This window comes from Okeania sp. SIO2F5 (genome assembly GCF_010692685.1).
Classification (GTDB): domain Bacteria; phylum Cyanobacteriota; class Cyanobacteriia; order Cyanobacteriales; family Microcoleaceae; genus Okeania; species Okeania hirsuta.
In genome coordinates this window covers 12,340-34,299 of record NZ_JAAHGU010000001.1, presented here as the reverse complement: position 1 = coordinate 34,299, position 21,960 = coordinate 12,340, and the positions used below count along the sequence as shown (strand labels likewise).

Annotated in this window: 18 protein-coding genes, 1 tRNA gene, 1 pseudogene and 1 other annotated feature; of the genes and pseudogenes, 13 read left to right on the top strand and 7 right to left on the bottom strand. The window is 36.9% G+C overall.

From position 1 onward, the window contains the following. Nucleotides 1–617: 617 nt before the first annotated feature. Nucleotides 618–1,202: a hypothetical protein gene (locus F6K27_RS00140; protein WP_287273838.1), complete on the top strand. Its 585-nt coding sequence runs from the start codon at nucleotides 618–620 to the stop codon at nucleotides 1,200–1,202. A 336-nt stretch (nucleotides 1,203–1,538) separates the two neighbouring features. After that, on the top strand, nucleotides 1,539–2,150 hold the full coding sequence (locus F6K27_RS00135; protein WP_124145213.1) for a DUF3318 domain-containing protein: 612 nt from the start codon (nucleotides 1,539–1,541) through the stop codon (nucleotides 2,148–2,150). A 694-nt stretch (nucleotides 2,151–2,844) separates the two neighbouring features. Here F6K27_RS00135 and F6K27_RS00130 read toward each other — a convergent pair. Continuing rightward, nucleotides 2,845–5,013, bottom strand: coding sequence for a glycosyltransferase family 39 protein (locus F6K27_RS00130; protein ID WP_287283979.1), 2,169 nt, complete (start codon nucleotides 5,011–5,013; stop codon nucleotides 2,845–2,847). Nucleotides 5,014–5,035: 22 nt separating this feature from the next. Here F6K27_RS00130 and cofH point away from each other — a divergent pair, with 22 nt between their 5' ends. After that, complete coding sequence (gene cofH, locus F6K27_RS00125; protein ID WP_287273841.1) at nucleotides 5,036–6,220, top strand: 7,8-didemethyl-8-hydroxy-5-deazariboflavin synthase subunit CofH; 1,185 nt, start codon at nucleotides 5,036–5,038, stop codon at nucleotides 6,218–6,220. Between the two features lie 1,258 nt (nucleotides 6,221–7,478). Here cofH and groL read toward each other — a convergent pair. Further along, a complete protein-coding gene (groL, locus tag F6K27_RS00120) occupies nucleotides 7,479–9,161 on the bottom strand; it encodes a chaperonin GroEL (protein ID WP_287273842.1) in 1,683 nt (560 codons plus the stop codon). Between the two features lie 122 nt (nucleotides 9,162–9,283). Between groL and F6K27_RS00115 the strand changes: the two genes are divergently transcribed. After that, nucleotides 9,284–9,580, top strand: coding sequence for a trehalase family glycosidase (locus tag F6K27_RS00115; protein ID WP_287273844.1), 297 nt, complete (start codon nucleotides 9,284–9,286; stop codon nucleotides 9,578–9,580). A gap of 367 nt (nucleotides 9,581–9,947) precedes the next feature. On the opposite strand, the gene F6K27_RS00110 is transcribed toward F6K27_RS00115, so the two are convergent. Next, nucleotides 9,948–11,708 carry an EamA family transporter gene (locus tag F6K27_RS00110; RefSeq protein WP_287273846.1) on the bottom strand — a complete coding sequence of 587 codons (1,761 nt, stop codon included), beginning with the start codon at nucleotides 11,706–11,708 and terminating at the stop codon, nucleotides 9,948–9,950. A 919-nt stretch (nucleotides 11,709–12,627) separates the two neighbouring features. Between F6K27_RS00110 and rplS the strand changes: the two genes are divergently transcribed. The 8 genes from rplS to rplL all read left to right on the top strand — a co-directional run bounded on the left by rplS (nucleotide 12,628) and on the right by rplL (nucleotide 17,273). After that, a complete protein-coding gene (gene rplS, locus F6K27_RS00105) occupies nucleotides 12,628–13,011 on the top strand; it encodes a 50S ribosomal protein L19 (RefSeq protein WP_124146811.1) in 384 nt (127 codons plus the stop codon). A gap of 100 nt (nucleotides 13,012–13,111) precedes the next feature. Beyond that, nucleotides 13,112–13,184: transfer RNA gene (locus F6K27_RS00100), tRNA-Trp, on the top strand. Nucleotides 13,185–13,590: 406 nt separating this feature from the next. Further along, nucleotides 13,591–13,815, top strand: a complete 225-nt coding sequence (gene secE, locus F6K27_RS00095; RefSeq protein WP_124146810.1) for a preprotein translocase subunit SecE — start codon at nucleotides 13,591–13,593, stop codon at nucleotides 13,813–13,815. Beyond that, nucleotides 13,812–14,486 (top strand): transcription termination/antitermination protein NusG, encoded by a 675-nt coding sequence (nusG, locus tag F6K27_RS00090; RefSeq protein ID WP_287273848.1) that lies wholly within the window; start codon nucleotides 13,812–13,814, stop codon nucleotides 14,484–14,486. The genes secE and nusG overlap by 4 nt, the downstream gene beginning before the upstream one ends. Continuing rightward, complete coding sequence (rplK, locus tag F6K27_RS00085) at nucleotides 14,486–14,911, top strand: 50S ribosomal protein L11 (RefSeq protein ID WP_287273850.1); 426 nt, start codon at nucleotides 14,486–14,488, stop codon at nucleotides 14,909–14,911. The genes nusG and rplK overlap by 1 nt, the downstream gene beginning before the upstream one ends. Nucleotides 14,912–15,026: 115 nt before the next feature. Beyond that, the gene (gene rplA, locus F6K27_RS00080; RefSeq protein WP_124146807.1) at nucleotides 15,027–15,743 is read left to right on the top strand and encodes a 50S ribosomal protein L1; all 717 of its coding nucleotides are present in this window, start codon (nucleotides 15,027–15,029) and stop codon (nucleotides 15,741–15,743) included. A 205-nt stretch (nucleotides 15,744–15,948) separates the two neighbouring features. Continuing rightward, nucleotides 15,949–16,137 (top strand) — a sequence feature (ribosomal protein L10 leader region). 13 nt (nucleotides 16,138–16,150) lie between these two features. Next, on the top strand, nucleotides 16,151–16,723 hold the full coding sequence (rplJ, locus tag F6K27_RS00075; protein WP_287273851.1) for a 50S ribosomal protein L10: 573 nt from the start codon (nucleotides 16,151–16,153) through the stop codon (nucleotides 16,721–16,723). Between the two features lie 145 nt (nucleotides 16,724–16,868). Further along, a complete protein-coding gene (rplL, locus tag F6K27_RS00070; protein WP_287273852.1) occupies nucleotides 16,869–17,273 on the top strand; it encodes a 50S ribosomal protein L7/L12 in 405 nt (134 codons plus the stop codon). Between the two features lie 338 nt (nucleotides 17,274–17,611). On the opposite strand, the pseudogene F6K27_RS33405 reads toward rplL, so the two are convergent. From F6K27_RS33405 to F6K27_RS00050, 4 genes and pseudogenes are all read right to left on the bottom strand, one after another. After that, nucleotides 17,612–18,232: pseudogene (locus F6K27_RS33405) on the bottom strand (prohibitin family protein). Between the two features lie 55 nt (nucleotides 18,233–18,287). After that, nucleotides 18,288–18,503 carry a hypothetical protein gene (locus F6K27_RS00060; protein ID WP_287273854.1) on the bottom strand — a complete coding sequence of 72 codons (216 nt, stop codon included), beginning with the start codon at nucleotides 18,501–18,503 and terminating at the stop codon, nucleotides 18,288–18,290. 648 nt (nucleotides 18,504–19,151) lie between these two features. After that, nucleotides 19,152–20,111 (bottom strand): Rieske 2Fe-2S domain-containing protein, encoded by a 960-nt coding sequence (locus F6K27_RS00055; protein ID WP_124146804.1) that lies wholly within the window; start codon nucleotides 20,109–20,111, stop codon nucleotides 19,152–19,154. 122 nt (nucleotides 20,112–20,233) lie between these two features. Then, nucleotides 20,234–20,356 (bottom strand): hypothetical protein, encoded by a 123-nt coding sequence (locus F6K27_RS00050; RefSeq protein WP_287273855.1) that lies wholly within the window; start codon nucleotides 20,354–20,356, stop codon nucleotides 20,234–20,236. A 39-nt stretch (nucleotides 20,357–20,395) separates the two neighbouring features. Between F6K27_RS00050 and hisZ the strand changes: the two genes are divergently transcribed. After that, nucleotides 20,396–21,928 carry an ATP phosphoribosyltransferase regulatory subunit gene (hisZ, locus tag F6K27_RS00045; RefSeq protein WP_287273856.1) on the top strand — a complete coding sequence of 511 codons (1,533 nt, stop codon included), beginning with the start codon at nucleotides 20,396–20,398 and terminating at the stop codon, nucleotides 21,926–21,928. The last annotated feature ends 32 nt before the right edge of the window (nucleotides 21,929–21,960 follow it).

Below are 21,960 nucleotides of genomic sequence, written 5' to 3'. Positions count from 1 at the left end.
AGTTTCCCGTAGGGTGGGATGGCGTTTGCTACCGCAAAGCTTTCCGTTCCGGAATGCTACCGCAAACGCTAACAGCGGAGCGGCTCTGATAAGAACGGGTCTCCTCACTGATCGACCATCGACCAAGAGAAAAGAAAAAATTTTCCCTACCGCGCCAATCCTCTTCTTTTCAAGGAGAGGTAATTGTTAATTATTAATTATTAATTGTTGAAAGTACTTCCCGCTCGCTGCCCGTGAGGTACACATCTAGCGGGCAAGATGCCCGCACTACAAGAATTTTACCATTCAAACCTGTACATCATTTGTCCGGAATATGCTGTATGTAATATTAACCTTCCTCCTCCCTTCTGCCATACAACTTTTTTTCACATACTGTATACCTAAATTATTCTGACTATAGTGACGATAATTTACAGAAAAAAATTAATTTGGAAGTTTAATATATAGGAAGCAAAGAGTTGGTTAGGAAATAGATTGATGATGAATCTGAAACAGAGAAAAGCTTTTGCCACTGTTCCCTGTTGCCTGCTATAGTAATTCTAAATGATTTGTCAAAAATATCAGGATATATAAAAACTCTGAAACTTTTACAACTGATAACTGATAACTGAAATAAGATGGCTATATATATGAAAAAATTGCGCTTAATTAGCATAGGATTATTCACAGCTCTAACTTTATTTATTTTCAATTATATTGTCGGAAATTGGCATCAAATATCCTTACTTAAACCTGCCAAAGCTGAAGATGTTACTAATTCATTAATCACTCTGAGTTCTCGCTTATATAAAGACAGTAAATTTGAGATTGGAATTATAGAAGATTATCAACAAAAAATTATTGCTGGCGTACCAGTATTTGAATCCCCAGAAGGAAATTTAGCTTATACTGTAGTAGTCAAACCTCAAGTTAATTTACAACAATTAGATAATCAAACTTTAGCGATAATTGCCATAAATGAATTTGCTAGAGGCGAAGATTTTAAACCACAAGAATTTCAAATAATTAAACCAGGAGAAATTGCTTTACCTTGGAGCGGTAGTTTAACAATAAATAATAATACACAACCGATAAGTGGAATAATTTTAGCTCGTCAGATTGATAGAAATGTATTTTTATTGTTAATTAGTGCCACAGACGCAAAAACAGAAAAAATAACCCAAATTTTACAAGTTTTATCCAAGAGTTTAAAAGCAGTTTAAGCATTCAGCCTTCAGCTATCAGCTATCAGCTATTGCTTTTAGTTTAGGAAAAGCTTTATTAATTGTCTTACTACAAAAGTTTGCTCCCTTGCCCTTAAATTCAGTTGTTAATTTAAACATTATTCTTAAGAACAGAGTTTTGTTGCTGACTGCTAATAGCTGTTTGCGCAGTATTCCGCAGGAAATGCTTACAAAGCAGTTTAATTTCAATCAAAAAAATAATGCTTATAGCAATTAAAGGAAAGGTTAGGAGAGATGAACAGCTTAAAACTCAGACAATGTAATATTTTTCCTTCTTCCTTCTTCCTTCTTCCCTCTTCCTCGAATTTAAAAATTATGAATCCAGAACTTTCCGAAACTACCCGCTTATTAGATATCATGCCTGCTTCTGGGCGAATGATGACAAAAATAGTTGGTAAAAATCAACAACCTACCATTATTGAAACAACCTTTCCTTTACCTTGGAAAAATGACCGGGTAATCTATTTGAATTTTGACTTATGGATGAATTTACCCAAAGGACAACGGGATTTAATCATGTTACGAACTGTCAATTGGTTATGTGAAATTCAATGGTTTAAGCCTAATCTGAATCAAGGTATTTTTGCAGTTGGTTTAATAGGAGTAATTTCCCAATTAAGCGAAGCAGATGTAGTTGGAATATTAGTTGCTGGTGGTTTAAGTACAATTGGTTTAATCAAAATTTGGCAAAATAATCATAGTACACAAACAGAATTAGCAGCAGATGAAATGGCAATTAGAGTGGCAACCAGACGAGGTTATCAAAAAGCTGAAGCAGCAAATTATTTATTACAAGGAATTGAAAATGTAGCCAAAATTGAAGGGCGTAATAATCTGAATTTTACCGAGTTAGTTAGGTGTCAAAATTTAAGAGCGATCGCTGGTTTATCTCCTGTAGCAATTCCGGAAAAAGTGAGAAAAGAATAGGTAGTTCTGCATAGTTAAGACTTACACATAAACGCTATTAGTAGTGGATTGTTTCATCTAAAATAGTGCAATAGAATAGTCAGGAAAAAGTTGCTATTTTAAAGATAACAGCTTTGACTAAAAATGGAAAATCACAAACAGGCGATCGCTGTCAATTGGTAACAGGAAACAAGCGTTCGCTATTGAATTGATGGCGTCGCACAGTCAGGAATGATGAAATCCGAAAGTAGATATTTTTGGATAATTCTTTCCTTAATATATGTATAGTTTAAAATCTATTATCATTTGAGCAGGAAATTTCAGTGACAATTTGCCGTTGTTGAAGTTCTGAAGTTAATCATCTGATTGTCTAATCTGCTCTGTCCTCTGGTGGGTAATACCATTTTGATAAATGTTTGCTACAAATAACTAGGGGATTTTTTAGGAGTCAACCCACCCCTCGCCCCTCCCCCTCCCAGGAGGGGAAGTCAGGAGTCAGGAGTCGTATGGGAATGGCTTCAATACCACTTTTTAGGTTGGAAATCATCTTTTTTGTCAAAGGGATGTCTCCTGAAAATTATTTTTATCCCTCTTACTATTCGTAACATTCTTTTTTCAAAATGGTATAACAACAACATAAGGCAATAATTTGCCCGTAACTTTGCTCCATCTACTTTATTAATTAGTGGTGGATTTGCAGAGTAATAATCCATATTTATCCACCCGAAAAATGGCAATGATAAAGCTGATATTTATAACCATCTATTAATAGAAATCCACCTTTATCAACCTGACAGTTTTCTACTGCAATATTAAAATTACTCGCAAAATTTACTAACCATAAATCAAAAGGATATTCCAGTCTATTGATAATTTCCTGAAGTGAATTGACAGTATTTTCTCTATCGGTTTTTTGCTCTACTAAAATAAATTTTACACCCTCTAAATGTTTTTCTTGACAAATACTCTCTTTTCTACATTTTTGCTGAAAAATTTTTCTCATATTCCAAGCTATTCCCATCAATTCCCCAGTTTCAACATGAGTGTTATGAATAGTAGCAATAACTATCGGCTTGTCAGATTTTTTTTCTATCAGAGAGACCAATAAATCTGGTCGGTAATATTTTTGATAGCCTAAATTTGAAACAACAGTTAAGCCACTTAATAAAGCCATTAACCAAATTAAAATTACCGCTTTTTTGCCAGTATTTGTGCAAATTAAGACATTCAAAAACTTACTTTTAACAAACTGCCGTTCAAAAATTTGCGCGAGAATTGCTGCTACAAAAATAATTACTGCTGGAAAATAAACAAAACTGTAACGGGCACCTCTAGTTAGGTCAATACCAAAAATATAAGTAAAACCAAAAAATAATAATTTACTAGCTAATATTACTCCGGCAAAAGTAATGAAATAAATACTAATATCAGAATTTTTTAAGCAATTAATAGTGCCACTAATAAATAGAGGAAATAGCCAGATGAAAAATAAAATCATCACCGCGACAGAAATAATGGCTATAGGAAAAATCGGAGATTCTATCGGCAATAAAAATAACATAGTAATCCCTGTAGCCAGGTATTGAAAAATCGGACTGAGCAAACTTTTTAAGTTACTATCGCTAATCGAAATCCATTTTGTTAATTCACTGCTATAACCATTTTTCCAAAAAGGCAGCCAAACTAAACCACCTGCTAAAGTTCCCAAAATTACTATGTAGAAACTAGCAAGTGATTTTAGCGGAATATGGGGAGTAAATTTACCTGATTTTTTAACTTTGAAACTAGAAAATTTATCTTTTTCTTCTGAGTTGAATACCCCGCCGTCTACAGGGTGTTGAAAATTGGTAGAAGTTTGAGTATCCATCAAATTTTTCCTTCTTTCTTCTTCCCTATTTCCTCTTCCTTCTTCTGAGTTGAATACCCCGCCGTCTACAGGGTGTTGAAAATTGGTAGAAGTTTGAGTATCCATCAAATTTTTCCTTCTTTCTTCTTCCCTATTTCCTCTTCCTTCTTCTGAGTTGAATACCCCGCCGTCTACAGGGTGTTGAAAATTGGTAGAAGTTTGAGCCTCCATCAACTTTTTCCTTCTTCCTTGTTGCTTCTTCCCTCTTCCCTCTTCCTTCTTCCTTCTTCCTTCTTCAACAAAAAATAGAGAAATTAATACCATTGCTTCGGCACAGAGAGTCAAAATAAAAAAATAGTGGATGGCAATACCTAAACTATTAACTACTACCCAAATAAATGCCGTAAAAATTGGCAAAGATTGACCTTGCTGAAAATGGCGAATACTAATAATTAAACAACTAAAAGAAGCAATAACAAATAAAATAGCTAAAGTATAATGACGTGCCTCTTGGGCAAGATAAATACCATAAGGAGAAACAGCCATTATTGCAGCAGCAAGTTGTCCCACTAACCGAGAATCAAAAGCCAACTTAGCCAAACCATAAATAGCAGGAATAGAAGCAACACCAAATATAACACTCAAAGACCGCGCACCCCATAGAGAAACTAACTCCCCTTCTTTAGAAAAAAACTGCATCCACCAATGAGTCAAGATAAAATAGACAGGTGGGTGGTTACTATGAGTTAATAGGTGATCGACAACATCCTTAATTTCGGCGTTGGGATGAAGTTGCAGGGGTTGGAGTACAATATCAGGAGCGATCGCTCGATCTAGCGGTACATCCTGGAAACTATTACCCAAACTAAAAACCAAAGTAGAAAATTCATCCGTCCAAGGTGGTTTACCATCTAAATTAGTCAGACGTAAACAAGTAGCGATCGCTATCCAAACTAGCAAAAGTAACCATTGACTATGTAAACTTCTGCGCCAAAAGTTGACTATTTTCTGATTAATATCTCGATTAAACTTTCTCACTCTTACTTTTAACCTAATAAATATGACCGCTTTCAACTTGACAAACCAAAACCCAGAGACAATTTTAAATCGCGCTTTAGAAGGTTATGACCTATCTACAGCAGAGACACTATTATTGTTATCCCCAACTTCTCAAGCAAATTTCGGAAAACTTGCCTTAACTCAACTTCCCACAGAAATAACCACTATCCAGAAAACAGCAGATCAACTCCGACAACAACAAGTAGGAGATACTGTTACTTACGTTATCAACCGGAATATAAATTTCACCAATATCTGCGAACAACATTGTAGTTTTTGTGCTTTTCGCCGAGATGAGGGAGATGCGGGTGCTTTTTGGTTAGATATTGGTCAAATTCTGGAAAAAGCTAATGATGCAGTACAACGAGGGGCAACAGAAATTTGTATGCAGGGAGGATTAAATCTTCAAGCTAAAATTGCAGGTAAATCTTTACCTTATTATTTGCAAATAGTAAAAAGTATTAAAGATGAGTTTCCTCAATTACATTTACACGCTTTTTCTCCCCAAGAGGTACAGTTTATTGCCAGAGAAGATGGCATGAGTTATGAATATGTAATTGCTGCTTTGCGGGATGAGGGGGTCGGGTCGATGCCAGGTACTGCTGCGGAAATTTTGGATGATACAGTGAGAAGGGTTATTTGCCCAGAAAAAATTGATACGGCGACTTGGTTAGAAATACTCAGCACAGCACATCGTTTGGGAATGCCAACCACAAGTACGATGTTGTGCGGTCATATTGAAACCCCTCAACAACAAATTTTACATTTGGAGAGGTTGCGCTTTCTCCAACAAACTGCCATTGAGAAAAATTATCCGGCGAGAATAACAGAATTTATTTTATTACCATTTGTCGGGCAAGAAGCACCTGCACCTTTGCGTCGGAGAGTGGGACGCGACCAACCTGTTTTGTTGAATGTTTTATTATTAACGGCAGTGTCGAGAATATTTTTAGGAAATTGGATAATTAATCATCAACCAAGTTGGGTAAAAATTGGTTTGGATGGAGCAAAGGAAGCGTTGAAGTGGGGTTGTAATGATATTGGCGGTACGTTAATGGAAGAGCATATTACAACAATGGCAGGTGCTGTTGGAGGTACTTGTATGGAAGTCGAAAGTTTGCAAGGAGCTATTAGGAGTTTAGGAAGAAATTATCAACACAGAGATACGCTTTATCAGTATTTGTAGGTTGGGTTGAGGCAACGTTAGCGTAGCTTATCCGCAGGATAAACCCAACAAAGAAAGTAAAAGTTATATATATAGCAACTGCCAAAGCGGTTAGGACTTATGCTAACGATCAATCTCAGACAGGGAAATGCTTTCCCCCCTATTCCCTATTCCCTGTTCCCTGCTATAGATTTGTTGGGTTGCGCTGTCGCTTAACCCAACCTACAAATTTTATCTGAAAAAGACTTTTGCAAGAAGTATAGTCATTTAACTTTAGATTGAGACAAAGCTTTCTTGCTATGAGGGAGTTTCAGACGAAAAAACGCCTCATTTTTAAGTTATATCATGTCCGGATAATTAGTTATCAAAAAAACTCTCTCCTTCTTCTCCTGTTCTTCTTCTTCCTTCTTCCTTCTTCTTTCTTCCCTCCTGACTCCTGACTCCTGACTCCTCCGTAGTTATTTATTTATCACTGTTCAACCGGACATGATATTAATACCAATTTGATAAATGTTTGCTACAAATAGCTAGGGTATTTCTTAGAATTTCCGTTTGTCATACTCCGCAAACAGAATTTCCTACGGAATGCTCCGCAAACATAATTCAGGAGTCGTATGGGAATAGATTTAATACCAGTTTTTAGGTCGGAAACTCTCTTTTTTGTCAAAGGGACATTTCCTAAAAAATCTTTTTATTGCACTTATTATTCGTAATATCATGTCCGGATAATTAGTGATAAAAAAACTTTCTCCTTCTTCATTCTTTCTACCCTCCTGTCTCCTGTCTCCTGTCTCCTGACTCCTTCGTCGTTTATTTATAACTGTTCAACCGGACATGATATAACATTCTTTTTTCACGCTTGGTATAAACTACTATATAAAATAAGGAAACGGGAAAGTTGAACATAATCTCAATTCATCAATCCCGTTTTAGGCAAAATTAAAATAAGGCTTTAGTACAGCGTGGCGAGGCAGATAAAATCAACCATACAGTCTTCTGCCTTCTAATACTAAATAGGGTTTACCGATCTAATCTAAAACCATTGACATATAAAGACAAGTGCCTTTTTGGGGTCGAAAAAAGTGCAAACTTTTCAGCTCTCCATGCTCAAAAAGTTAGTATTTTAGGCAGGAGTTTGGCATAAAAATCAAGGAACAATTCTTACTCCTACCTCCTCGCTCCCGATCCATTTCTCCCCTCCACCGGAGGGGTTAGGGGTGGGTTGTCTCCTGTCTCCTACCCCTACTAAAGAGCGCAAACCCTAAATAGACAGGCGAACTTACATCAGACCCATGCCAGGCATACCCATGCCACCCATGCCGCCCATGCCGCCCATGCCGCCCATGCCGCCCATGCCGCCATCCATATCTGGCATCGCAGCTTTCTTCTCAGGTTTCTCAACAACCACAGCTTCAGTAGTTAACACCATACCAGCGATGGAACCCGCATTTTGCAACGCAGAACGTACTACCATTGCCGGGTCAAGAATACCAGCAGCAATCATATCTTCATATTCACCAGTTATGGCATTAAAACCAACACTGAAATCAGTAGAACGTACTTTCTCTACAACTACCGAACCTTCTTCACCAGAATTATCAGCAATCTGACGCAAAGGTCCTTCTAAAGCACGTTTGACAATATCAGCACCAATCTGCTCTTCCTCACTTAAACTACCTTTCAATTCATCAACCTTAGTTGCCAAATGAATTAAAGTAGTACCGCCACCAGGCACAATACCTTCTTCTACAGCAGCTTTAGTAGCATTCAAAGCATCTTCTATTCTTAACTTGCGGTCCTTAAGTTCAGTTTCTGTTGCTGCACCAACTTTAATCACTGCTACCCCACCAGCTAACTTAGCGATGCGCTCCTGCAACTTCTCCTTGTCATAATCAGAATCACTCTCTGCAAGCTGTCCGCGAATTTGAGCAATGCGCTTTTTCACTTCCTCTGCTGTATCCCCACCAGCAACAATAGTAGTGTTGTCCTTGTTAATAGTGATTTTCCGACCAACTCCCATCATATCTAAATCTGCCATCTCCAGATTCAGACCTATTTCTTCAGAGATAAGTTGACCACCTGTAAGAATAGCAATATCTTGGAGCATAGCTTTACGGCGATCGCCAAAACCAGGAGCTTTCACAGCAGCAACATTCAATACACCCCGTGCTTTATTCACCACCAAAGTAGCTAAAGCTTCCCCTTCAATATCCTCAGCAATAATTAAAAGAGATTGACCCGCACGAGCAACTTTTTCTAGTACAGGTACTAAATCTTGAATAGAGGAAATTTTCTTATCAGTTATGAGAATGCGAGAATTTTCAAACTCAACTACTAACCGATCTTGGTCAGTAATAAAGTATGGAGAAAGATAACCACGGTCGATTTGCATCCCTTCAACAACTTCTAAATCTGTAGAGAGAGACTTAGATTCTTCAACAGTGATTACCCCATCTTTAGTCACTTTATCCATTGCCTCAGCAATCATTTGTCCTACTTCTGCATCGCCACCAGCAGAGACCGTAGCTACTTGAGCGATCGCTCCTCCTTCTACTGGTTTAGCAACTGCTTCTATTTCTTTGACTAGCTGATTAATGGTTTTTTCAATCCCTTTACGCACTGCTACTGGGTTTGCACCAGCAGTGATGTTTTTGAGACCTTCTCTAATCATAGATTGAGCTAAAACTGTAGCGGTAGTTGTGCCATCTCCAGCAATATCTTTTGTTTTGGATGCCACTTCCTGAATAAGTCTAGCACCTGTATTTTCTAGAGGGTCTTCTAGTTCGATATCTTTGGCTACGGTAATCCCATCATTCACTATGTGTGGTGCGCCAAATTTTTTCTCTAATAATACATTTCTACCCTTTGGACCCATAGTGATTCGGACTGCATCAGCTAGGGAATTTATTCCTCGCTCTAGAGCGCGTCTGGATTTATCATTAAATTCTACAATCTTGGCCATATACTTTCTCCTATTGCTTCCAAATAAAAATTTAGCACTCGGTGAGGTAGAGTGCTAGTTCGTGGAAACCGTACCTATAGCAAAAGGCAGAAGGCAGAGGGCAGAAGGCAGAAGGAAAAATCTTGCTTTGTCTAGGTTTTAGGCTTTATATTGCTAAAACTAAAAAAATTCTTGGACAAAATGATTCTGTAGCTGAGTGGGAAGAGAGGGCAAAAAAACGAAAAAATTCATCAATTCAGTATTTATGGGATGGCGATCGCCAGTTTTTCAAGGAACACAGCCTCTGGGAAAAGTATAATGTCGTGAATATAGCGGAAATTGCTGGAGATGGCTGTTATGGTCCATCTGTTAATGGCTTTGGTTGGACCAATGCTATTTTTAAAGTTTTTGCGGAACATCTAAAGTTCGACAATATTTAGATGTTTTGGTGTTGTTGAATGTTGAATATTTTTTGTCTGGAATTTATCTGAAAAAATCACAATTGTACATTCCATCAATAATAAATATTATTACCATTACAGCAACACCTAAACAGGGCTTACCGATTAAATCTAAAAGCACTGACAGATAAATAATTTAGCCTTTTTAGGTAGAAAAAAAACCCTGGTTTTCAGTTGAAAACCCTCAAAAAATTAGGATATAAGGCAGAATAATAGCAGAAAAATCAAGGAACAAATATATCTGACTATCTTCTAATTAATTCCTTGTTTCTCCTCACTACTCTCTACTCCTGACTCCTGACTCCTGACTCCTACACTTGTAATTTTCAGGATTTTTGAAACAAAATTAACTTGTTTTTTGCCTTGCTGCAAACATTCTTTCAAAGCTCATCGCAGCAACTCCAATAATCACCAATAACATTCCCAAAATTTGTTTTAATAATAAAACTTCTCCAATAACCAAAAGAGCAAATAAAGCAGTCAATGCCGGACCAGAAGTACCAATTATAGATGCTCTTGCAGCTCCAGCAAATCTAATAGCAAAACTATTTAATACATAGCTAGAAAGTGTTAAAATTCCCAGAATAATACCACTAACAATTAAACCAGACCATACATTAACACTAGGGTTCATATTAATATTAACTGACCATTCTGTCGGTAAAGGCATCATCAAACCTAAAGCAGAAAATACAAAAATTCCGGCAAAGTTCACTAAACTAAAAGGAATAGGATGAAGTTTTCCTGCTGACATTTGTGTGAGAATAACATATCCAGAAAAAGTAATTCCAGCACCCACAGCAGCCAAAATTCCTTGTTGATAATCACCCTCTCCACTAGGAAGAGCTAAAAACCCTCCTATAACAATCAGAACCATAGCAAAAATTCTTATCATAGAAGGGCGATCGCCAAATAATCCCCAAGATACTAAAACAGTAATAATTGGATAAATAAAGAAAATTGTAATAGCAATAGCAGTAGGTATATTACCTATAGAAATATATATTAATACCTGAGATAAGAACAAAAAGAAAGCACTACCAATAACCTTCCACCATAAAGAAAAATCTTTGGATTTGATCAGGCGCTCAATATCGCTCCAAACCGCAGGATAGAGAAATGTTGCGACTATAGGCATCAACAACATTACTACAATGAGTCGTAGTAATAAAATTAACAAAGAATTACCAACATTAGGATTTATCAACCCTTCCACCGGAAATAAGCCGAAAATTGTACTAGGTTGTGGAGGCGTATTAAGGATAACTTTAATACAAACATTAAATAAAGATAACAGTGCTGCAGAAAGTAAAGCTAAAATTAAACCTACTTGAACTTGAGAAGCAGATTTTTTAGGTTTGGCAGTAGACTCAGTTTTGGACTTAGGGGATACTTCTGAGGACTCCACAGGAGATGTCGTCAACATTGATTTTCCTGAAGAAGTAGTATTTGCTGAGTTGTTAGACCCAGACTGAGAAACTTCATAAGTTCTAGATGAAACTGTATTATTATTTTCCAGTTGTGCTTGAAGACGACTGACCAAAGCTTCTAGAATGACCTCACCCTGCTGTTCCATACTACGCATACTATTTAACTGTACAGAAAGGTCACTTTGGTAACTATCCAACTCCTGTTTTAATGCCTCAAATGTTCCAGTCACAACACCAGATAAAGAATCTCCAAATTCATTAGTAGTCCCATAATAGTTATTTGAAGGATTAGTCATTGGTAACTCTCCCCCTGGAATACCAGCTTGTTGTAGTCCCGGATCGACACTCTCCGTTAAATCTCTAATTTTTTGGCCTAACTGTTTTTGTAAGTTATTAGCCAAAACCTGGGCTAATTGTTTAAGCCATAATTGTTGCTGGGCTATTTGTCGCTGAGATAAAGATTCGAGTTGTTTAGATTGCAACTGTTCATATTGCTTTCGTAATTTACTGATATCCTCATTAAGCTGTTCTTTCTCGACTCTCAGTCTGTATACATCTTGGCTTAACTGATTTGTCAGATTTTGGCGAAAACTATCTAAGTCTTGAATCACTAATTTCAGGACTTCTTCTGGTGATTTGGGAGTTTCGGCTCCCTGATTTGGGGGTTGAGTATTCATTTTCCCTATAGGTCTTTTAACTAATACCGCGAAAAGTCCCACTCCATAAGGTACGTTGGGATTGGGGCAGAACTAATAAATATGTGGCAGTAATTCCCCACACAGCCCCTAATAAATCGCGGGAATTGATTGTGCTTTAATATAATAAATGCTGGAACTCCAGTATTAATCTCGATAACTAAGTGAATCTCAACAATTAGCCTGTGGAAGATGAGTATTTGCTTCCCTTGTATTTAGGCATTGGCTGTTGAATTAGAAAGCCCACTATAAACAAAGTTTGCTGTTGGGTACTTCACCGGAAAATTGCGTCTGAAGCCTCGTCCTCAAAGGAGGACTTTTCCTAAGATTTCTGTAGCAGAAAATATGCTATAATCTTTAAATTAGTTTCCTAGGGGCAGCCCTGATCCGGAGGAGCTGAGAATTTTGGAAACTCTAAACGGACGCGGAGGAAAGCGCAATTACTAACACAATACTTAGCAGCATTCGATGTTAGCCGCAGCTCTGCCTGAGCAAAACGTCAACCCACCGAAATCTATCGTTCAGTAGGAATATCAGCGCCTTTAGGCCGGAGAGGATGTCAACTTTGACAGTTTCTTTCATATATATACTTGAATGAATAATGTCCCATTTTTATCGATATGACTATTCTTTAACTGAATTTAGCTATAAAATTGGGGACATATTACCTCCACGATATCTCCACATTACATGATGATTAAGCTTTAATGCGGAAAGTTTATTTTTTAACTGAGATACTTTTCCTTGACTCAAATACTGACGAAGAGGTCCAAGGTATAATCATCAAACTAGCAAAACTAATATTTGATCGGGAATGGGCAGTCTTTCATCATTTTGTTGCTGCTTGCATTGCTCATAATAATTGATATATAGTAATAGATTGTGAGTTTTAAAGAGTATTATGACAGCCCAAGAAATCATTCGCTCAATTGAAGCCGAGGAAATAGAAAACCTCAAACAAGGCTCGAAAAAGAAATTGCCTCAAATTTATGTAGGTGACACTGTAAAAGTCGGAGTCAAAATTATAGAAGGAGGAAAAGAAAGAGTCCAGCCCTACGAAGGTACTGTAATCTCCATGCGGAATGGAGGAATCAATGAAACTATTACAGTTCGTCGTGTTTTCCAAGGTGTAGGAGTAGAAAGGGTATTTCTGCTCCATTCTCCTAGAATTGCTAGTATAAAACTAATCCGTCGAGGTAAGGTGCGTAGAGCTAAACTTTACTACTTGAGAGAACGTATTGGTAAGGCCACCCGTGTCAAGCAAAGATTCGATCGTCCTTTATAGTCTCCAAGATAGTTTAAGAAATTATTTGGAACTTGATGAAAAGTTATGTTATACTAGATAAAGTAGAGGTCATTAAGATTTAATCTAAGGCCTCAACGATGCGCTCTTAGTTCAGTTGGTAGAACGCAGGTCTCCAAAACCTGATGTCGGGGGTTCGAGTCCTCCAGGGCGCGCTTAATACTTAAAGTTAATCAAGATATTCTTTCATCGTAGATATTTTTATATCTACCCAAAATTAACCAATAATATTTTTGTATAGAGAATTTTTACTAAGGCAAAGGTTTCCTAATTATTTCTATGCGAATTTTACTGCTGTCGCTGACATCAAAAGCAGTTATTAATTGCGGACAATATTTGTGCTATAGTAAGTAGATTGCTGAGACTCCAGTGTATAAATGTAATATTATCAGAATCTTCCTTGAGATTCTAAGTCCTACCGATGAACTAAGAATCTGAATCTATAAAACAACCATTAGCAATAGTATTTGGGAAGACTATACAGTAAATACAGTAAAAAATCCCAACAATTAAGTATAAGTAAATAAATTGAAAATCCAAAACTTAGGGAGATAAGTTATTGTGGCCAAAAAAGAGGAAGTTAGAGTACAAGAAAACAAGGAAAGTTTCCAGCTTCTAGCTTTTTTCAAAGAAACAAAAGAAGAACTAGATAAAGTAGTATGGCCAAGCAGAGAGCAGCTCATCAGTGAGTCTGTTGCTGTACTGTTAATGGTTATTCTCTCGGCAACAATCATTTATCTAGTAGATGAGTTCTTTAGTTGGGCAGCTGGGGTGGTGTTTGGATGAAATTATATCCTGAAGAAACACAAGACACAACGCAATCAAACCAGGGGGAAGAAAAGCCCAGAGAGTTTCTCAAAGGAGAATTACGGTGGTATGCAGTACAAGTTGCCTCTGGTTGCGAAAAACGAGTTAAGGCTAATTTAACCCAGCGTATTCAAACTCTTGATGTTGCAGATAAAATATTTAAAATAGAAATACCTCATACACCCGCAGTTAGGCTTCGTAAAGATGGCAGTCGCCAACATAGTGAAGAAAAAGTTTTTCCTGGCTATGTATTAGTACAAATGAGGCTAAATTGGATAGAGGAACAAAAAAAATGGACAATTGATGACGAAGCATGGCAGGTTGTCAAAGGTACCCCAAATGTGATTAACTTTGTAGGGGCTGAACAAAAGCGTCGCTATGGAAGGGGTCGTGGTCATGTTAAACCTTTACCACTGAGTCCTTCAGAAGTAGAAAGAGTCTTTAAACGAGCTCAAGAGCAAGACCCAATGCTCAAGGTGACAGTGGCAGAAGGAGATCATATTACAGTTCTCTCAGGGCCATTCAAAGAGTTTGAAGGTGATGTAATTGAAGTAAGTCCAGAAAGAGGTAAATTGAAAGCGCTATTATCCATTTTTGGACGAGATACGCCAGTAGAATTAGAATTTAATCAGGTAGAAAAGCATAAATAATGGCAAAAAAAGTCGTGGCGCTGATCAAGTTGGCTATTACGGCGGGAAAGGCTAACCCTTCTCCGCCTATAGGTCCTGCTTTAGGTCAGCATGGTGTGAATATTATGGCGTTTTGTAAAGAGTATAACGCCAAAACTGCAGACCAAGCTGGTACAGTAGTTCCAGTAGAAATCTCGGTTTATGAAGACCGTAGTTTTACTTTTGTTCTGAAAACCCCTCCTGCAGCAGTCTTAATTAAAAAAGCAGCAGGTGTAGAACGTGGTTCAAGTGAACCAAATCGTACAAAGGTAGGCTCAATTACAAAAGCTCAATTGCAAGAAATAGCCCAAACAAAAATGCCAGACCTCAATGCTAATGACATTGAAGCTGCGATGAAAATTGTAGGAGGCACAGCTAGAAATATGGGTATTACTATTGCGGATTGATTTGATTAATTAATCCAATTCCGAAATATCTGCATTCTAAAGTAGAAATAGAAACAAAAGTAAATTGATATTAGGGGGAGAAGCAGAGCTTCGTTAAGTACCCCAGGAGAATAAAATGCCAAAAAAAGTCTCTCGTAGATTAGAAGAACTGAGAAAAAAAGTAGAAGAGCGACCTTATGAACCTGAAGAGGCGCTTCAAGTTTTAAAAGAAACAGCTACAGCAAAATTTTCAGAAGCAGCAGAAGCTCATATTCGCTTAGGGATCGATCCTAAGTATACAGATCAACAGCTACGAACTACAGTGGCCTTACCCAAAGGAACTGGTCAAACCGTCCGAATTGCAGTCATTGCCAAAGGTGAAAAAGTTAACGAGGCTCTGGCCGCAGGAGCGGACTTAGCTGGATCGGAGGAGCTAATTGAAGAAATTAGCAAAGGGATGATGGATTTTGATACCTTGATCGCTACACCTGATGTGATGCCTAAAGTAGCTAAACTAGGGCGTTTATTAGGACCGAGAGGTTTAATGCCATCTCCTAAAGGCGGTACTGTAACTTTCGATCTGGCACAAGCTATTGACGAGTTTAAGGCAGGTAAGTTAGAATTTAGAGCCGACCGCACAGGTATAGTTCACGTTATGTTTGGTAAAGCTTCTTTTTCTGTAGAAGATTTGCTGATCAACTTAAAGGCTTTACAAGATTGTATTGACCGTAACCGTCCTTCTGGTGCAAAAGGTCGCTATTGGCGTAGTATATATGTATCAGCAACAATGGGACCATCAATTGAAATTGAAGTTAGTGCCCTGCGGGATCTAAAATTAACAGCAGAAGCTTAATCTATATTAAATGAGTGGTCAGCTTTCAGCAGATTTTTTTTGAGATGCCTTCGTTTGCTGAGCATTCCGGAAAGGAAAGGAGATTTTAACTTGTCCAAGGGCTATCCGGCAGGTTGGAAACCGGGTATTTTTACCCAAAGCAATAAAAGCTGATGGCTAATGGCTAATCGCTGATAGCTAGTTAAATAAGATTTCTCAAGCTAAAATAATTAAAATCAAAGAGCTTAAGACAGCAGGTGCTAATAGCTTAATTTCCTGCCGAGGTTCAAGGATTAACAATTCAAAAACAGGTATAAGGGATTTTTGTCGAAATCTTTAATAAGTTACTTGTTTTGGATTCATAATTCTTTGCCCTGGCAGATAGTATAGTCCGCCAGGGTTTTTGGTTTGTCAAGGAGGTGATAAATATGGGCAAAACGAAGGAACAAAAACAAGAGATGTTGGCAGACATCAAGCAAAACTTGAGTGAAAGTCAGCTAGCACTTGTAGTTGATTATCACGGACTATCCGTGGCAGAAATTACAGACCTGCGTAGACGACTACTGCCTACTGGTAGCTGTTGCTCTGTAGCTAAAAATTCTCTGATGGGAATAGCAGTTAAAGAAGATGCCAACTGGCAACCTATGGAACAGTTGCTGGCAGGATCTAACGCTTTCCTATTCCTAAAAGATGATATCGGCGGTGCTATCAAGGCGTACCAAGAATTCCAAAAAACCACCAAAAAAACAGAATTTAAGGGTGGCGTGATGGAAGGGCGACTGCTGGATCAAGACCAGGTTAAAGCGATCGCCGATCTACCATCTAAGGAAGAGTTACTTGCTAAAGTGGCTGGTGCTCTCAACAGTATAGCTACTAAGTTGGCTGTTGGTCTAAATGCTGTACCTACTCAACTTGCCACTGGTATTAATGAGGTTCCAGCTTCTGTAAATAGAGCTATTAAAGCAATTTCAGAAAAAGAACAACAAGGCGATGGTGCCTAACACAAACAACATGAATTTTTGACTAATATCCTATCAGTTTTATTATGAGAATAATTCCAGTAATTTAACTATATTAAAGGTAATAAAAAAGTCGAAATTCTAGCAAAAAAATAACCGCAAACTAACAAAAAAAAGGAGATTACTAATGTCTGCAAAAACCGACGAAATTCTAGAACAACTTAAGTCTCTTTCTTTGCTCGAAGCATCTGAATTAGTTTCACAAATAGAAGAAGCTTTTGGTGTTAGTGCAGCAGCTCCTGCTGGTGGCATGATGATGCCTATGGGTATGCCTGGTGCTGGAGGAGCAGCAGCTCCAGCAGAAGAAGCTGAAGAGCAAACTGAGTTTGATGCAATTCTTGAAGAGTTTCCTTCAGATAAGAAAATTGCTATTCTTAAAGTGGTTCGTGCCATTACAGGTTTGGGTCTGAAAGAAGCAAAAGATTTGGTAGAGTCTGCACCTAAGCCAATTAAAGAAGGTATTGCTAAAGAAGCTGCTGAAGATATTAAGAAGCAATTAGAAGATGCAGGAGCTAAGGTAACAGTTAAATAGTTATCTTTGGGAAAATATTTAGTGAATAATATTCACTATAACATTAGACAAATTTCTCTATAAACTTAGAGAATGTTGATATTTTTTTACAGCCTGTATCATTGATATGGGCTGTTTTATCTGAAAATTATCATTTTCTTTGTGGGTTTAATACCCCACCGTCAACGGGGGTGTTCAAAATTACTTGGGGGAGCGAATCCCCATGTAACTTTCCTCCTGTCTCCTGTCTCCTGTCTCCTGTCTCCTTCTTCAAAGCGGTCTTGATTAAAATTAAAATTCCGCACGACAAAATATAGTACATGAATTTGGAAAAAACTTGAGACAGCAGTTTTTATCTTTTATCTTTGTTGTAAAATAATAGGTAATCTATCTTCGCCCCCACCAATAATAACCACTTTTGTATTAGGAGAAGCTGCTAACTTTTCAGTAGCTTCAATAGCTTTTAACTTCAAGACTTGTTCAGTTAATCCTTGAGAAAGTAATTTTTGAGCATTTGCCATACCTTGAGCTTCTATTTTTTTTCGTTCTGCCTCTTGAGGTGCTTTTTCTAATTCAAATTGCATTCGCTGGCTTTCTTGTTCTGCCTTTAATTTTTCTTGAATTGCTTGTTGAATATTTCTAGGTAATGAAATATCTCTTAATAAAGCTGACTCAACTATAAAACCCAAAGGATTTAACTATTGAGTAAGTTTTTTACGTAAACTTTTGGCTATTTCCTGTCTTTTTTCACTATAAATATCTCTAGATTCATAGTTGGAAGTAATTTCCCGAATTAGGGAACGGAATCGAGAAATAATAATTTCTTTTTCCTCTAAACCAATATTTTCATATATTTGTCCTGCTTGTTTAGGGTCAATTTTATATTGAAGGCTAACATCTATTTGAAAGTTTAATCCTTCTTTGGATGTAGCAGTAACAGTTTCTTTTAAATCTTTGAGTCGAGTAGAAAATTTTATTATTTGAGCAAGGGGGTTAACTAAGTGAAGACCAGGGGTAAGCGTAGATTCAGAAACATTACCAAGTATTTATACCACACCTACATTTACCTGCTGGCATAATTACCAAAAACTTACTTATTGTTTGATAAATGGAAATTATCGCAGCCAAAGAACCAATTAATAGAGCGAGGGCGCGTACTTTTTTTCTTTCTTTTTCCCCCGCAATATTAGGACTTTTCAAAGCTATAAGGAATGCCACCAAAGTAATGAGCAATGATATGATTAATTCCATTGTTTTGATTGGGGATTTATTGAATCTTTACCGATTAAGGTGAAATAATTTTCATTGCTTAGATAAACAGATTTAGAGCTAACTAACTAAGCAGAATTAACTAGAAATATTACTAAACTGACATAGTATCATTCCAGTAATTACTTAAGCAAATTTTTATAGATTCTTCAAATTGTCATACGGAATTCAAGCATGGGAGCAAAATATTCCTAGTGATAAATAATTAGGGTTTTCTGAAAAAGTCTTATGGATAAGGGCAGGAGTAGGGGTAATTTCCTACGGAATGCTCCGCAAACATGAATTACCCGTACAGGAGTCAGGAGAAACGGAAATCATAGAGGAGTTAGCCGAAAGAATTTTTCCTTGATTTTTTCGTCCTCGCCCAATGAAAATGCTAACTTTTTGCAGCTCTATAGACCAAAAAACTGGCACTTTTTTCGACCTAAAAAGGCTAAAGCTTTTATATGTCAATTCTTTGAGAATTAATCACCAAGCCCTAATTAAATTCTAACTTTTTATCAAAAATTTAAAGTATTTTATATTATTGATTCAGGAAATTGTTACCAAGAATTGGTGCGAATTAATCTATCAAAAATTGTAAAATATAGTTTTTTATTTTTAAACTGAAGTATCTGATATCCAAGAATTTTATGAGTAGAATTGACCCGCCCAACTTCGAGATTGACGCACAGGACCATCATCTTGATATAAAGGTGGATTATGAATATCTTTTTTATTCTCTAAAATACTCACATCTTGTTCAAAAGTTTCTAAGACATCCTGTTTTAACATCTTATTTAAAATCAAGCTTAAAGGAAAAGGTAGAACTTTCTTCACACTGTAAAATATTGCAATATCAAGATACTCATTATCTATTGGTGTTCCTGTAAAAATAGTTAACAAACCTAGCTTTAATTTTCCTTCTGTCCAGTAAAAACTCACATCATAAGCAGGTCCGTAATAAATAGTAGTAACTGAGCCATCTTCTAATACTAATTTTCCTGCTGCTAAAGAAGATAAATTATATTTCTGAGACATTCTATGAGTTAAAATTGGTCCGTCAATTTCTACCCCATGACTATGAGCGCTTTTAAAAGTACGGCTGTGCAAATTATATAAGTGAGAGACATCTACACTGTTATCCATATAATCTTGAAGGGTAGTGCGGACTTTCCACTGACGGACTAAACGTAGGGGAGTCCATTCGACCGAATTTAGTTCTGGTATTTGAGGTATTTCCCAGTCTGGCAGTTTTCCTTGATGGTGATGGTACATCATTATGAGACCATTAAGTTCAAGTACAGGCCAGCTCTGTATTTTCGCTTTGGGTTTAGGTTTATCTGGATAAGGAATAGCAGCACATTGTCCATTTGTATCCCAGAGCCAACCGTGGTAAGGACATCTCAGAGTTTGGCCTTGTATTCTACCTCCATGAGCAAGATGAGCGCCTAAGTGAGGACAGTGAGCATCAAAAATATGAGGTTTGCCATCTTCTGTACGAAATAGTACAAAGTCTTTTCCGAAGTAATGAAGTGGTATTACTCCTTTGGTAGATAAATCTTCACTTCTGGCAACACGAAACCAGCTATTAGGGAGGTTTGAATACATAATTATTTTTTTTGAATATAGACAAAAATCAGCTATCAGTGTATAAGGGTAGCGATCGCTTGCCAACTAGAAACATTAAAAAATATAGTAGTCGAAGCAGAAAGTTAGGACAGATAGACAGCTTAAAACTCAGACAAACTAATACTTTTCCTTCTTCCTTTTTCCTTCTTCCTTCTTTCTTCTGCTATATCAATTTTTCTTGACAAAAGAGAAATAAAATCATCTAGTAGAAGCTCTCTTGTCAAAATTGCGATGAGAAAACTACAATCTTTTATATTTTGTCTATGCAAACTACAAAAGTAGAACGAGTCAGAGGTGTCAGGGACATTCTGCCAAACACCTATCACATTGATAAACAAATCAAAAATGCACTAAGTGGTAGTTTTGAATCTTATGGCTACCGACCCATAGATGTGCCACTCATAGAATATACCGAACTCTATCTGAAAAAATCTGGCGAGGACATAGTTTCTCGCCTCTACGACTTTATTTATCGTAACCGTCGCCTCTGTCTCAGGCCAGAATTTACTGCTTCAGTGGTCCGCGCTTATTTGGACAACTTCCAAGAAATACCCCTGCCAGTAAGACTTTATTATACAGGGCCAGTATTTCGCTATGAAAAGCCCCAGAAAGAGAGATATCGTCAATTTACCCAAATGGGAATAGAGTTAATTGGGGCTAAAGGGGCGATCGCTGATGCGGAAGTTATTTCTATGGCCTGTCAAGGTTTAGACCGCTTAGGTTTAACTGAATATCAAATGTTTATTGGTCATGTTGGAATTATTAACAAATTCCTCGACCATCTTGAGTTAGATACTCGTCTTCGTAGTTTTCTACTTACTCAAATGGAAACTCTGAGAAAAGAAGGTAAACAAACAGTAGAAAATTTACTCTCTGAAATTTATCCAGCGTTTCAAAAAAATACTTCTGCTCAACAACAACCAGGCAAAAATATTACGACAAAAAAAATCACAGACCTTCTACAAAATCTAGAAGAAGAGGAGGCGAGAACAGCCATTTTTGAGTTTCTCGAAAGTATGAATATCGAACTCTCAAGCACTCGCGAACCTGAAGAAATAGTTGACCGTTTGTTAGTGAAAATCAAACATCAAAACCAAACTAAACAGCTCAATCAAGCATTAGAATTTATGACGGAATTGAGTCAACTAAAAGGAGATCCCAATGCTATTTTAAAAGAAACAGAAAAACTACTTTCAGCTTACAGTATTGATGATTATGGCTTAACACAATTACAAGATATTCTTCAAAGTTTAGATGCCTTTAATGTAGACAAAAATCGCATTAGTATAGATCTTGGAATTAGTCGTGGTCTCCAATATTATACAGGTATGGTTTTTGAAATTTCTGACAGTAACTTAGGAGAAAGAAAATTATGTGGTGGTGGTAGATATGATGATTTAGTTGTTAGTTTAGGAGGTCAAAAAGAAACTCCTGCAACTGGTTTTTCTTATGTAATAGAAGAACTCAGACAAGTATTAGCTGAAAAATCTCATTTGAATATCAATAATTATCAATTTGTCGAAATTTTGGTAGTTGCTATTAGTTCAGATGATTATGTTTATACTGTCGAAATTGCCGAAAAATTAAGAAAGCTAGGTTTGCGGATAGAAACTGATATTATCGGGAGAAATATTGAAAATAATATTGAGTATGCAATTAAGCATAATGTTCCATTTTTAATTATTTTAAATTCTGTAGAACAACAAGATAGTAAAGTGCTTTTGCAAAACCTAGAATCTGGGGAAAAGCAAAATTTGGAATTAAATGAAGTAGTAAAAAAAGTTAGAAATAGTTGAATTACTGAAAAATTAATCCCCTTAAATCAAAT

What these genes read in the sequence shown, in the direction of transcription:
- F6K27_RS00140 (WP_287273838.1), top strand. Translation starts at nt 618, where the DNA reads ATGGCTATATATATGAAAAAATTGCGCTTAATTAGCATAGGATTATTC.
- F6K27_RS00135 (WP_124145213.1), top strand. Translation starts at nt 1,539, where the DNA reads ATGAATCCAGAACTTTCCGAAACTACCCGCTTATTAGATATCATGCCT.
- cofH (WP_287273841.1), top strand. Translation starts at nt 5,036, where the DNA reads ATGACCGCTTTCAACTTGACAAACCAAAACCCAGAGACAATTTTAAAT.
- groL (WP_287273842.1), bottom strand. Translation starts at nt 9,161, where the DNA reads ATGGCCAAGATTGTAGAATTTAATGATAAATCCAGACGCGCTCTAGAG.
- F6K27_RS00110 (WP_287273846.1), bottom strand. Translation starts at nt 11,708, where the DNA reads ATGAATACTCAACCCCCAAATCAGGGAGCCGAAACTCCCAAATCACCA.
- rplS (WP_124146811.1), top strand. Translation starts at nt 12,628, where the DNA reads ATGACAGCCCAAGAAATCATTCGCTCAATTGAAGCCGAGGAAATAGAA.
- nusG (WP_287273848.1), top strand. Translation starts at nt 13,812, where the DNA reads ATGAAATTATATCCTGAAGAAACACAAGACACAACGCAATCAAACCAG.
- rplK (WP_287273850.1), top strand. Translation starts at nt 14,486, where the DNA reads ATGGCAAAAAAAGTCGTGGCGCTGATCAAGTTGGCTATTACGGCGGGA.
- rplA (WP_124146807.1), top strand. Translation starts at nt 15,027, where the DNA reads ATGCCAAAAAAAGTCTCTCGTAGATTAGAAGAACTGAGAAAAAAAGTA.
- rplJ (WP_287273851.1), top strand. Translation starts at nt 16,151, where the DNA reads ATGGGCAAAACGAAGGAACAAAAACAAGAGATGTTGGCAGACATCAAG.
- rplL (WP_287273852.1), top strand. Translation starts at nt 16,869, where the DNA reads ATGTCTGCAAAAACCGACGAAATTCTAGAACAACTTAAGTCTCTTTCT.
- F6K27_RS00060 (WP_287273854.1), bottom strand. Translation starts at nt 18,503, where the DNA reads ATGGAATTAATCATATCATTGCTCATTACTTTGGTGGCATTCCTTATA.
- F6K27_RS00055 (WP_124146804.1), bottom strand. Translation starts at nt 20,111, where the DNA reads ATGTATTCAAACCTCCCTAATAGCTGGTTTCGTGTTGCCAGAAGTGAA.
- hisZ (WP_287273856.1), top strand. Translation starts at nt 20,396, where the DNA reads ATGCAAACTACAAAAGTAGAACGAGTCAGAGGTGTCAGGGACATTCTG.